11 protein-coding genes are annotated in these 12,318 nt (G+C 70.6%); 2 read left to right on the plus strand and 9 right to left on the minus strand.

All coding sequences use genetic code 11. The features are described from left to right. Window positions 1-24 precede the first annotated feature (24 nt). The 4 genes from ndk to KAK07_RS03930 form a co-directional block, all read right to left on the minus strand. Window positions 25-450, minus strand: a complete 426-nt coding sequence (gene ndk / locus KAK07_RS03915) for a nucleoside-diphosphate kinase (protein WP_210802224.1) — start codon at window positions 448-450, stop codon at window positions 25-27. A gap of 89 nt (window positions 451-539) precedes the next feature. Further along, window positions 540-2,486: a pseudouridine synthase gene (locus KAK07_RS03920; protein WP_210859176.1), complete on the minus strand. Its 1,947-nt coding sequence runs from the start codon at window positions 2,484-2,486 to the stop codon at window positions 540-542. After that, on the minus strand, window positions 2,483-3,196 hold the full coding sequence (scpB, locus tag KAK07_RS03925; protein ID WP_210853859.1) for an SMC-Scp complex subunit ScpB: 714 nt from the start codon (window positions 3,194-3,196) through the stop codon (window positions 2,483-2,485). Before scpB ends, KAK07_RS03920 begins: the two co-directional genes overlap by 4 nt. A gap of 260 nt (window positions 3,197-3,456) precedes the next feature. Then, on the minus strand, window positions 3,457-4,404 hold the full coding sequence (locus KAK07_RS03930) for an RluA family pseudouridine synthase (protein ID WP_375141212.1): 948 nt from the start codon (window positions 4,402-4,404) through the stop codon (window positions 3,457-3,459). A 43-nt stretch (window positions 4,405-4,447) separates the two neighbouring features. Here KAK07_RS03930 and KAK07_RS03935 point away from each other — a divergent pair, with 43 nt between their 5' ends. Further along, window positions 4,448-5,254 carry an outer membrane protein assembly factor BamD gene (locus KAK07_RS03935; RefSeq protein WP_210859177.1) on the plus strand — a complete coding sequence of 269 codons (807 nt, stop codon included), beginning with the start codon at window positions 4,448-4,450 and terminating at the stop codon, window positions 5,252-5,254. 27 nt (window positions 5,255-5,281) lie between these two features. On the opposite strand, the gene yoaA is transcribed toward KAK07_RS03935, so the two are convergent. Both yoaA and KAK07_RS03945 read right to left on the minus strand, forming a co-directional pair. Next, window positions 5,282-7,258 (minus strand): DNA repair helicase YoaA, encoded by a 1,977-nt coding sequence (gene yoaA, locus KAK07_RS03940; protein ID WP_210859178.1) that lies wholly within the window; start codon window positions 7,256-7,258, stop codon window positions 5,282-5,284. Beyond that, complete coding sequence (locus KAK07_RS03945) at window positions 7,259-7,462, minus strand: YdcH family protein (protein ID WP_210802412.1); 204 nt, start codon at window positions 7,460-7,462, stop codon at window positions 7,259-7,261. A gap of 44 nt (window positions 7,463-7,506) precedes the next feature. Between KAK07_RS03945 and KAK07_RS03950 the strand changes: the two genes are divergently transcribed. Then, the gene (locus KAK07_RS03950; RefSeq protein WP_210853856.1) at window positions 7,507-8,277 is read left to right on the plus strand and encodes a PP2C family protein-serine/threonine phosphatase; all 771 of its coding nucleotides are present in this window, start codon (window positions 7,507-7,509) and stop codon (window positions 8,275-8,277) included. A gap of 28 nt (window positions 8,278-8,305) precedes the next feature. On the opposite strand, the gene zapE is transcribed toward KAK07_RS03950, so the two are convergent. From zapE to odhB, 3 genes are all read right to left on the minus strand, one after another. Continuing rightward, window positions 8,306-9,403 carry a cell division protein ZapE gene (gene zapE / locus KAK07_RS03955; protein WP_210859179.1) on the minus strand — a complete coding sequence of 366 codons (1,098 nt, stop codon included), beginning with the start codon at window positions 9,401-9,403 and terminating at the stop codon, window positions 8,306-8,308. 94 nt (window positions 9,404-9,497) lie between these two features. Continuing rightward, window positions 9,498-10,925: a dihydrolipoyl dehydrogenase gene (gene lpdA, locus KAK07_RS03960; RefSeq protein ID WP_210853854.1), complete on the minus strand. Its 1,428-nt coding sequence runs from the start codon at window positions 10,923-10,925 to the stop codon at window positions 9,498-9,500. A gap of 66 nt (window positions 10,926-10,991) precedes the next feature. Further along, window positions 10,992-12,245 carry a 2-oxoglutarate dehydrogenase complex dihydrolipoyllysine-residue succinyltransferase gene (gene odhB / locus KAK07_RS03965; protein WP_210853853.1) on the minus strand — a complete coding sequence of 418 codons (1,254 nt, stop codon included), beginning with the start codon at window positions 12,243-12,245 and terminating at the stop codon, window positions 10,992-10,994. Window positions 12,246-12,318: the final 73 nt, after the last annotated feature.

A 12,318-nucleotide genomic window follows, 5' to 3' on the forward strand; every position in this document is an offset into this window, starting at 1 on the left:
CGTCGTGCCCGCCCGGCGCTGAAATCAGCGCTGGTAGACGTTCATGCCGGGGAAGAAGAAGGCCACTTCGACGGCGGCCGTCTCGGCGGCGTCGGAGCCGTGCACGGCATTGGCGTCGATCGAGTCGGCGAAGTCGGCGCGGATCGTGCCCTTGTCGGCCTTCTTGGGGTCGGTGGCGCCCATCAGTTCGCGGTTCTTGGCGATCGCGTTCTCGCCTTCCAGGACCTGGATCATCACCGGGCCGGAGATCATGAAGTCGACCAGGTCCTTGAAGAACGGACGGGCCTTGTGCACGGCATAGAACTGCTCGGCATCGGCGCGCGACAGGTGCACCAGCTTGGCGGCGGCGATCTTCAGGCCGGCGCCTTCGAAGCGCGAGTAGATCTGGCCGATGACGTTCTTGGCGACGGCGTCGGGCTTGATGATCGAGAGGGTACGTTCGATGGCCATGAGGCGCTCCTTGGAGTCAATGGTGTACCGCGCCACGCGCGGCAACGGGAATGGGCAAAGCCCTTGATTCTAGTGCTGTAACAGCGTGTTCAGCGGCGGCGACGGCCGCCACCGCTGCCGCTGCCGCCGCCTCCGCGGCCTTGCAGCTTCTTGGCAAAGGCGTCGGCGCCGATGTAGCCCACCGAGGTGCGCATCGGGTCGGGCTGGCCGCCCTGGCCACCGCCACCACCCTTGCCACCGGGCTTGCCGCGCTTGCCGCCCCCCAGGCCACGATCGCCCTGGACAAAGCGCTTGTCGTAGGTCTGCTGCAGCGGGTTGGGGATGAAGTTCTCGTAGTCGATCTCGCGCGAGGGCTGACGCTCGCGCTGCACCTGGCGGCGGTCGAAGGTCTGCTGCAGCGGGTTCGGGATGCGGCTCGGGTCGCCCGGTTCGCGGTCCTCGTCGTAATCGGGGCGCTCCTCGCGCTGGCGGCGCTGCTGCTGCTGTTGCTGCTGCTGCGCGTTGCGGTTCTGCCCGCCACCCTGCGGCGCGCCGCCGCCCTTGCCCTTGCCGCCTTGGCGGTTGTCGGGGCCGCGGGACGGCTGGCTGGGGCGGCCGCCATCGCGCGGCTGGTCGGTCAGGCGGCGCAGCAGGCGCAGGTCGTCGCCGGACAGGTCCACCCAGTCACCGCGCTTGAGCCCGCGCGGCAGCACCACGCTGCCGTAGCGGATGCGGATCAGGCGGCTGACGGTCAGGCCCACGGTGTCGAAGAGCTTGCGCACCTCGCGGTTGCGACCTTCGGTGATGACGCAGCGGTACCAGTGGTTCACGCCCTCGCCGCCACCGTCAGCGATCGACACGAAGGACGCCGTCTGGCCCTCGATCTCGACGCCCGCCAGCAGGCGGTCGCGGGCCTCGTTCTCGAGCGTGCCGAGCACGCGCACCGCGTACTCGCGCTCGACGCCGAAACGCGGGTGCATCAGCTTGTTGGCCAGGTCCCCCGAGGTGGTGAACAGCAGCAGGCCTTCGGTGTTGATGTCGAGTCGGCCCACCGACTGCCACTTGCCGTGCTGCAGGCGCGGCAGGCGGCGGAACACCGTGGGGCGCTGCTGCGGGTCATCCAGCGTGACGACCTCGCCCACCGGCTTGTGGTAGGCGATGACACGCGCCGGCGGCGGCGCGATGCGCACCTTCACCGGCTTGCCATCGAGCGTGATGCGGTCGCCGAAGGAGATGCGCATGCCCACATGGGCGGGCTCGCCATTGACCTCGACCCGGCCGGCCTCGATGGCCTGCTCCATGTCTCGGCGCGAGCCGACACCGGACTGCGCCAGCACCTTGTGCAGCTTGGGCGCGTCGGCGTCCGGGGCCAGCACGCGCTTGTCGTCGGCAGGCTCGGCCGGCGCAGCGGCTTCGGGCTCCGCCGGGGACGGCGCCGGCTCGGCGAGCGGCTGGTCGGTCGTGGCATCGAACTCGCCGGCCAGCACGCTGGCGAAGACCTCGGTGCTGTCGACCCCTGGCGTAGCGGGAGCCGCGTCGGCGGCCGGCGCCGCAGCGGCACTGTTCTCGCCCTCCCCCTCGCCCCGGCGCGAGCCGCGGCGGCCGCGGCGGCGGCGGTTGCGGCGGCTGCCGCCGTCCTCGCCCCCCTCGCCGGCACCGTCGTCCTGGCCATCGCCCTGGCGCTCATTCGGACCGTCACCCGCGTCGTTGCCACCCTCGTCGGCCCGCACGGCGGCGGGCACAGGCGCGACGGGTGCAGGCGCAGGCGCAGGTGCCGCCGGGACCGGCGCAGCCTCAGCGGCAGCGGGGGCTGGTGCAGCGGCCTGGCTGGCCTCGCCGGCATCGGCCGCGGCGGCGGCCGACTTGCGTGGCTTGCGCGGGGCCCGGGCGGGCTTGGCAGGCGCCGAGGCCTCGGCGTCCGCAGCCGGTGCCTCAGCGGCCGCTGCGGGGGCGACGGCGTCGCTGGCCGGTGCGGCTGCGCTGCGCGTGCGCCGGCGAGGCTTCGGGGCCTCGGTGGGCTCGTCGGGAACGGTGGGTTCTTGCGCGTCGTTGCTCATGGCTCGCTGGGGTCCTTCGGCACGTCGGCCTGGGGCAGTTCGGCGTCCGCAGGCGGCGCCGTCGTGAGGGGGGGCTGCTCGCCGGGGTCGGCGGGCGCGGGGGACGGGGTCTCGGGGGCCTCGTCCAGTGGCAGTTCGGGTTGTTCGTCGAGCAGATCCACCTGCTCGCCGGTCAGGGGCGCCAGCGTCTGGGCCGACAGCGGCCCATCGAGCGCAGGCAGGCGATCCAGGCTGTCCAGGCCGAGGTCGTCGAGGAACTGGCGCGTCGTCGCGTACAGCGACGGACGGCCGGGGCCATCGCGGTGTCCGATCACCTCGACCCAGTGGCGGTCCTCGAGCTGCTTGAGGATCTGGCTGGAGACGACCACGCCGCGGATGTCCTCGATGTCGCCGCGGGTCACGGGCTGTCGGTAGGCAATGATGGCCAGGGTTTCAAGCACGGCGCGCGAGTAACGCGGCGGCTTCTCGGGGTTGAGCCGATCGAGGTACTCGCGCATCTCGGGACGGCTCTGGAAGCGCCAGCCACTGGCCAGGGCCACCAGCTCGACGCCGCGACCGGCCCAGTCACGCAGCAGCTCATCGAGCAGCTGGCGCAGGGTGTCGGCGCCGACCTGGTCGTTGAACAGCGCGCGCAGGTCGCGCATGGACAACGGCTGGTTGGCGCAGATGAGCGCCGTTTCTAGAACGCGCTTGGCATCCTGGGTATTCATGGACACATGTGTCGGGCGCCGGCGGGGTGCCACGGCGCGTCAGGCGGTCAGGGCCGGACCCCGGTGGCAAGTCGGACACCGATGTCCGACATCGGACAGACGCGTGACTGGGGTTCAGGCAGCCCGCCGGCATGGACCTGCCTACGCGGCAGACCGGGCGGTCAGTGTCGGCCGGGCCGATCGGACCGCCCCACTCTCGGGGGGCTTGGGCGCTGATTGTAGCGCGCTTCGCGTGGCGCGATGTGACGCAGGCGCGGTGCTCAGCCAGAGACCACGGCCTGCCAGGCCTGGGCAAAGTCGGCCGGCGGCGCGCACTCGAAGCGCATCGGCCGTCCGTCGATCGGGTGTGCAAAGCCCAGCTCGGTGGCGTGCAGCGCCTGGCGGGTCATGCCCAGCGCCGGCGCACCGCCGTACACCGCATCGGCCACCAGCGGATGGCCCTGGGAGGCCAGGTGGACCCGGATCTGGTGCGTGCGCCCGGTGTGCAGCGCGCAGCGCACGGCGCTGATCTCTCCACGCAGTCCGAGGCGCTCGATGTCGGTGCGCGCCGGCTTGCCGCCGGCCACCACTGCCATGCGCACGCGGGCCGACGGGTCGCGACCGATCGGTGCCTCGATGCTGAACGGCGCCGCCGCCACGCGCCCATGGGCCAGCGCCAGGTAGCGCCGGCGCACCGTGCGCGCAGCGATGTCGCGCACCAGTGCCGTCATGGCCGGCAGGCTGCGCGCCACGACCATCAGCCCCGAGGTGTCCTTGTCCAGCCGGTGCACGATGCCGGCACGCGGCAGCTGCGCACAGGCCGGGTCACGGGCCAGCAGGCCGTTGAGCAACGTGCCGGTCCAGTTGCCGGCCGCGGGGTGCACCACCAGGCCGGCAGGCTTGTCCAGCACCAGCAGGTGGGCGTCCTCGAACAGCACCGCCAGGTCCATGGCCTGCGGCAGGAAGGCGCGGCTTTCCTCGGGCAGCTCCAGCCTCACCTCGACCGCCTGGCCGGCCTTGAGCCGGCGCGAGGCCTGCAGCGCGGCCTGGCCCGCGACCCGCACCAGCCCCCGCTCGATCAGCGACTGCAGGTGGCTGCGCGAGAACTCCGGCGCCAGCGTGGTGAGGTAGCGGTCCAGGCGGTCGCCATGGGCAGCGTCCGGCACCGTCGCGGCGCGGCTTTCGGCCTGGCCGTCCAGGTCGGTGTCGTCGATGCCCGTCTGCTCCAAGGAGCCCTCCTATAATCGGCCGCCTCTTCGCAGACCTTCCAACATGACCGCAGCTTTCTCGTCGCGCCGCCTGGCACGCCTTCTCTCGGCCCTGGCCCTGATCGCGCTGGCCGCCTGCAGCTCGACACCGCGGGAAGACGACGCGAAGAAGTCCGCTGAAAAATTGTATGCGGAGGCCAAGGACGACATGGCCACCGGCGCCTGGGACCAGGCGATCAAGACGCTGGAACGCGTGGAAGGCCGGGCCGCCGGCACCCTGCTGGCCCAGCAGGCGCAGCTGGACATCGGCTACGCCCAGTGGAAGACCAACGAGAAGGCCAAGGCCTTGTCGACGCTGGACCGCTTCGTCAAGGTCCACCCGTCCAGCCCCGGTGTGGATTACGCGCTCTACCTGCGCGGCCTGATCAACTTCAACGACAACCTGGGTCTGCTCGGTTTCCTGGCCGGCCAGTCGCTGACCGACCGCGACCAGCAGGCCTCGCGCGACGCCTACCAGTCCTTCCGTCAGCTGGTCGAGCAGTTCCCCGACTCGCGCTATGCCGACGATGCCCGCGTGCGCATGGACTACATCGTCAACTCGCTGGCCGAGTACGAGGTGCATGTGGCGCGCTACTACCTGCGTCGCGGCGCGCTGCTGGCGGCCGCCAACCGCGCCCAGCAGGCCGTTCAGGCCTACCCGCAGGCGCCCGCCGGCGAGGAAGCCCTGTTCATCATGGTCGAGGCCTACGACCGCCTGGGCCTGACGCAGCTGCGCGACGACGCCCGCCGGGTGCTGACCACCAACTTCCCGAACAGCCGCTTCGTGCAGCCTGAGCTGGCGCAGGCCAAGCCCTGGTGGAAGCTCTGGTGAGCCTGCGCGCCGGCTGAGCGGCGCGCTTCACGCAGCGCGCTCCTCCGCCAGCGTGCGCAGCCACTGCAAGGCCTCCTCGCCGCTGTCCAGCGGCGTCATCGGCGGCAGGGCCGCCAGCAGGCGGCGCCCGTAGCCCTTGTCGCGCAGCCGGGTGTCGCACAGCACCAGCAGCCCCTTGTCCTGCTCGGTGCGGATCAGGCGGCCGGCGCCCTGCTTCAGCGACACCGCCGCCTCGGCGATGAAGTACTCGCTGAAGGCATCGCGCCCCTGTGACTTCAGCTGGCGCACCCGCGCCTCGACCAGGGGGTCGTTCGGCGGCGGGAAGGGCAGCTTGTCGATCAGCACGCATTGCAGCGCGTCGCCGGGCACGTCAATGCCCTCCCAGAAGCTCTGCGAGCCCACCAGCACGCTGCCCCCCTGGCCGAAGCGCTCGAGCAGCGTGCGCTTGGCGGCACTGCCCTGCACCAGCACCTGCAGCGGCGCGTCCAGGGTCTGCAGTTCGGCCTCCAGGGCCTCGGCCACCACCCTGAGGGCGCGCAACGTGGTGGTGAGCACGAAGGTGCGGCCGCCCAGCGCCTTGGCGCAGTGCGCGGCGGCGCGGCCGACCAGCGTCAGGTGACCGTCCTCGCCCGGGGCGGGAAAGCGTGGCGGCACATACACCCGCGCATGGGCGGCGTAGTCGAACGGGCTGCCCACCCGCAGGCGGCGTGCATCGTCCAGGCCAGCCGATTCGCAGAACCAGCGCAGGTCCGGCTCGTCACCCAGCGTCGCCGAGGTGAAGACCCAGGCCCGCGAGCCTGCGGCGCGCTGCTCGCCCATCATCGCCCGGATGTCCAGCGGCGACTCCACCAACCGGGCCTGGTGGGCCGTGAGGTCGATCCAGCGCACGCGCTCGGGCGGGCATTCGCGGTGGAAGCGCAGGCACTGCTGGCCCATCTCACGGGCGCGTGCCTGCAGGCGGACGAAGTCGGGCGCCGCCTCGACCACGCCCTCCAGCGCCTCGGCCGCGCGGCGCAGCGCCTCGGCCAGGCGGTCCAGGGCCGGGCCCAGCGCGTCGTCGCGGGCGGCCTCGTCCCAGCGGCGCTTGAGCTGGGCGCGCACCTCCGGCAGGCCCTGGGCAGCGGCCAGGCGCAGCTCGCGTGCGGCCAGCTCGATCGTCGCCGACAACTCCTGCCAGGGCGCCAGGCCGCGCGCATGCTGCAGGCCGGCGGCCACCAGGTCACGCGACAGGTCAACCGCCTGCCCCGTGCCCAGGGTCTGGCCCAGGAACTGCACGCCGGCCTCGACCATCTGGTGGGCCTCGTCGAACACCGCCACGTCCACCGTGGGCAGCAGCTCGGCCACACCACTGTCGCGCAGCGACAGGTCGGCGAAGAACAGGTGGTGGTTGATCACCACCACGTCGGCCGCCATGGCGTCACGCCGGGCCTTCATCAGGTGGCAGTTGACGAACTCCGGGCACTCGCCGCCCAGGCAGTTGTCGCGGCTGGAGGTGACCAGCGGGATCAGCTCGGAGCGCTCGTCCAGGCCGTCGAGCTCGCCCATGTCGCCGCTGCGGGTGCCCTGGGCCCACTGCTCGATGCGGGCCAGCGCGCGGATCGAGCCGCGGTCGGCGAAGGTGGCGCCCTCGCGCGCCTGCTGCAGGCGGTGGCGGCACAGGTAGCTGGCCCGTCCCTTGAGCAGGGCCACGCTGGCCGGCACCTGCAGCGCCTCCTTCAGGCGCGGCAGGTCGCGCAGGAACAGCTGGTCCTGCAGGTTCTTGGTGGCGGTGCTGACCAGGGTGCGGCGGCCCGACAACAGCACTGGCACCAGGTAGGCGAAGGTCTTGCCGACACCGGTGCCGGCTTCGGTGACCAGGCAGCCCTGGGCGTCGATGGCCTCGGCGACGGCCTGCGCCATCTCCAGCTGCTGCTGGCGCGGTGCATAGCCTGGCGCGGCGCGCGACAGGGCCCCGTCGGCAGCAAAGGCCTGGGCCACTGCCGCGGGCAATCCGGGATCGGCCATTCAGGCCGGCTCCGGCGGTTCGAGGGTGGCCTCCAGCACCGCAATCTGGTCGCGCAGCACCAGGCGGCGCTTCTTCAGGCGGCGCAGGGTCAGCTCGTCCAGTGGCGTCAGCGGGTCGGTCCGATCGATCAGATTGTCCAGATCGGCGTGCTCGATGCGCAACTCGATCAGGCGACGTTGGGGGGAATGGAGGTTCTCCGTCATCGAGGGGGCGGCGCAATATCTGCTGACAGTTTATATTGCATGCCATGAGCACCCTCAGCACCCAGGCCTACCGGCTGACCGCAGCGACCGGCCTGCACAAGGGCGATCGGGCCTACCAGCAGGACCAGGTCGAGATCCTTCCGCACCACCGGGTCGCCGGCTGCCTGCTGGCGCTGGTGGCCGATGGCATGGGCGGCAAGAGCGGCGGGCGCACCGCCGCCGACCAGGTGGTGCTGACCGCCCGCCAGGTCTTCGACCGCTTCAATCCCGCCGACGACGATGCCGAGGCGATGCTCAAGCAGCTGGTGGTCGAGTCGCATCTGATGATCAAGCTGACGGCCATCACCGCCGATGAAGAGCCGCACAGCACGCTGGCGGCCTTCCTGATCATGCCCGACCGCAGCGCCTGGACGGTGCATGCCGGCGATTCGCGCGTCTACCACTTCCGGGGCGCCGAGATGGTGCGGCGCACGATCGACCATTCCTACGTGCAGCGCCTGATCGACGAGGGCAAGATCACAGAGGCCCAGGCCAACACCCATCCGCAGTCCAACCTGCTGACCGGCTGCCTGGGCACCCAGCAGGACCCGCCGGTGGCGATCCAGCGCATTGAGCGCCTCGACCAGGGCGATGCGCTGCTGGCCTGCTCCGACGGCCTGTGGCACTACCTGAGTGGCAAGGAACTTGGCGCCATCGTCAACGCGCTGAACCCGCGCGAGGCCAGCGAGATGCTGATCAGCAAGGCCCGCCAGCGTGCCCGCGGCACCGGCGACAACCTGTCGCTGGCGCTGGTGCGGGTCGAGCCGATCAAGTAGTAGACCGACCGACGCCCACGCGGGGCGCTCAGGTCAGGCGCGTGTCCACCTCGCGCCGCTCCAGCGACAGGAACTCCCTCGACTGCATCTCGTTGAGACGCGAGACCGTGCGCGGGAATTCATGCGCCAGCGGGCCTTCCAGGTAGAGCTGCTCGGGCGGTACCGCGGCCGACAGGATCAGCTTCACGCGGCGGTCGTAGAGCACGTCCACCAGCCAGGTGAAGCGCCGCGCTTCCGAGGCCATGCGCACCGGCATCTGCGGCACGTCCGACAGCAGCAGCGTGTGGAACTGGCTGGCCAGCTCCAGGTAGTCGTTCTGCGAGCGCGGGCCGCCGCACAGCGTCTGGAAGTCGAACCACACCACGCCGCCGGCGCGCCGGCGCGCGCGCAGCTCGCGGTGCTCGATGTGCAGCACAGGCGACTCATCACGCGCCTCGGCCAGCTCCTCGAAGGCCTGGGTCATCGCCTGGTCGGCCACCTCGCCCAGCGGCGTGTGGTAGAGCTGCACATGCTCCAGCGTGCGCTGACGGTAGTCGGTGCCGTTGTCGACGTTGATGACCTCCAGCTTGTCCTTCAGCAGCGCGATCGCCGGCAGGATGCGGTCGCGGTGCAGGCCGTTGGGGTACAGGCCATCAGGGTGGAAGTTCGAGGTGGTGACGATCGACACGCGGTTGGCGAACATCGACTCCAGCAGCCGGTGCAGGATCATCGCGTCGGTGACGTCGGCGACATGGAACTCGTCAAAGCAGATCAGCCGGTAGCGCCGGGCGATGCGCTTGCCCAGTTCGTCCAGCGGGTTCTGCAGGCCCTTGAGGTCCTGCAGTTCGCGGTGCACCTCACGCATGAACTCGTGGAAGTGCAGGCGCGTCTTGCGGGTCAATGGCACCGCCTGGAAGAAGGCGTCCATCAGGAAGCTCTTGCCGCGCCCCACACCGCCGTACATGTACACACCGCGCGGGATCGGCGGGCGCACCAGGGCCTTGGTGATGGCATTGCTGCGCCGCGCCTTGTAGGCCGCCCACTCGTCCTGGCAGCGCTGCAGCGCGGCCACGGCGCGCAGCTGCGCCGGGTCGCTCTGGTAGCCGCGCTCGGCCAGGGTCTCGTGATACAGCTCGGTAACCGTCATGCCCCCACGCTCCCTGGCGGTCGCTGCCCCCCAAGGGGGCTTTGGCTGCGGACCGGCAGAGCCGGATCCGCGCCAAACCCTTGGCGAAGACGCATCAGAAGTTCAGGGTGCGCTTGTCAACGGCCAGCGCCGCTTCCTTGGTCGACTCGGAGAGCGACGGGTGGGCGTGGCAGATGCGGGCGATGTCCTCGCTGCTGGCCTTGAACTCCATGGCCATCACCGCCTCGGCGATCAGCTCGGAGGCCATCGGGCCGACGATGTGCACGCCCAGGATCTCATCCGACGCGGCGTCGGCGAGGATCTTGACGAAGCCGGTGGTGTCGCCCAGCGCACGCGCCCGGCCGTTGGCCAGGAACGGGAACTGGCCGGCCTTGTAGGCCACGCCATCGGCCTTGAGCTGCTGCTCGGTGCGACCGACCCAGGCGATCTCGGGGCTGGTGTAGATGACCCAGGGCACGGTGGCGAAGTTGACGTGTCCGTGCTGGCCGGCGATGCGCTCGGCGACCGCCACGCCCTCTTCCTCGGCCTTGTGCGCCAGCATCGGGCCACGCACCACGTCGCCCACCGCCCAGACGCCGGGCAGGTTGGTGCGGCAGTCGCCGTCCACCACGATGGCGCCGCGCTCATCGAGCTGCAGGCCCACCGCCTCGGGGTTCAGACCCGTGGTGTTGGGCACGCGGCCGATCGAGACGATCAGCTTGTCCACCGCCAGTTCCTGGGCGGCGCCCTTGGCGTCGGCGTAGGACACGGTGACGCCCTTCTTGCCGTTCTTGATCTCGCTGATCTTCACGCCCAGCTCGATCTTCAGGCCCTGCTTGGTGAAGGCCTTCAAGGCCTCCTTGGCGACGCCTTCGTCAGCGGCGCCCAGGAAGGTGGGCAGGGCCTCGAGGATGGTGACCTCGGCGCCCAGGCGGCGCCAGACCGAGCCCATCTCCAAGCCGATCACGCCCGAGCCGATGACGCCCAGCTTCTTGGGCACCGCACCCACGCGCAGCGCGCCGTCGTTGGAGAGGATGTTGACCTCGTCGAACTCGGCGCCCGGCAGCGGACGGGCGTTCGAGCCCGTGGCCACGATCACCTGCTTGCCGACGATCACTTCCTCGGCAGCGCCGGCGACCTTGATCTCGTAGGCGCCGTCCTTGGCCGCCACGAAGGAGCCGCGGCCGTGGAAGAAGCTGACCTTGTTCTTCTTGAACAGGTAGAGGATGCCGTCGTTGTTCTGCTTCACGACGCCGTCCTTGCGGGCGATCATCTTCGCCACGTCCATCTCGACCTTGCCGGTGGAGATGCCGTGCTCGGCGAAGTGCTTGCTGGCGTGCTCGAAGTGCTCGGACGACTGCAGCAGCGCCTTCGACGGGATGCAGCCGACGTTGGTGCAGGTGCCGCCCGGGGCCGGGCCGCCAGCGGCGTTCTTCCACTCGTCGATGCAGGCCACGTTGAAGCCCAGCTGGGCCGCGCGGATGGCGGCAATGTAGCCGCCGGGGCCGCCGCCGATCACGACGACGTCGAATTGCTTGGACATGAATCTTCCTGGTGAGCTTGGAAGAAGCGCCCCGTTGGACGGGGCGCTTCAATCAGGGGGCAGTGCTTAGATGTCGAAGAGCAGGCGGGCCGGGTCTTCCAGCGCTTCCTTCATCGCGACCAGGCCCAGCACGGCCTCGCGGCCGTCGATGATGCGGTGGTCATAGGACATCGCGAGGTAGTTGATCGGGCGCACCACGACCTGGCCGTTCTCGACCACCGCGCGGTCCTTGGTGGCGTGCACACCCAGGATGGCCGACTGCGGCGGGTTGATGATCGGGGTCGACAGCATCGAGCCGAAGGTGCCGCCGTTGGAGATCGAGAAGGTGCCGCCCGACAGCTCCTCGATGCCCAGCTTGCCGTCCTTGGCCTTCTGGCCGAATTCACCGATCTTCTTCTCGATGTCGGCGAAGCTCAGCTGGTCGGCATTGCGGATGATGGGCACCACCAGGCCACGGGGCGAACCCACCGCGATGCCGATGTCGAAGTAGCCGTGGTAGACGATGTCGTTGCCGTCGACCGAGGCGTTCAGGATCGGGTAGCGCTTGAGCGCAGCCACCGCGGCCTTGACGAAGAAGCTCATGAAGCCCAGCTTGACGCCGTGCTCCTTCTCGAACTTGTCCTGGAACTTCTTGCGCATCTCCATCACCGGGGCCATGTTGACCTCGTTGAAGGTGGTGAGGATGGCGTTGGTCGACTGCGACTGCACCAGGCGCTCGGCGATGCGGGCGCGCAGGCGGGACATCGGCACGCGCTGCTCGGGGCGGTCGGCCAGGTTCTGCAGCGTGGGCGCGGCCACCGCGGGCAGCGGCTTGGCGACGGCGGCATTCACCGGCGCGGCCACCGGGGTCGGCACCGCGGCCTTGGCACCCGAGGCCACGGCACCCAGCACGTCGCCCTTGGTGACGCGGCCGTCCTTGCCGGTGCCGGCCACCGAGCCGGCGGCCAGGTTGTTGTCGGCCATCAGCTTGGCGGCGGCGGGCATGGCCACGCCGGACTTGTCGGCCGAGGGCGCGGCCGCGGGGGCGGCAGCAGGCGCCGGGGCGGCGGCGGCGGGCGCAGCGGCAGCGCCGGCCTTGCCCTCGGTGTCGATCTGCGCGATGACCTGGTCGCTGACCACGGTACCGCCGTCGCCCACCACGTGAGCGGCCAGCACGCCGGCGGCCGGCGCCGGGACTTCGAGCACGACCTTGTCGGTCTCGATCTCGATCAGGATCTCGTCCATGGCCACGGCTTCACCGGGCTTCTTCTTCCACTGCAGCAGGGTGGCCTCGGCCACGGACTCGGACAGTTGGGGGACCTTGACTTCTACGATTGCCATGATGTGTCTTTCGTGTCGGTGCGGGGGACGCTGTGCATCCGCCAGCCCCGGCCCGGGCGAGGCGCCTCAGGCC

The organism is Ideonella alba, assembly GCF_018069875.1.
GTDB classification, from domain to species: domain Bacteria; phylum Pseudomonadota; class Gammaproteobacteria; order Burkholderiales; family Burkholderiaceae_C; genus Ideonella; species Ideonella alba.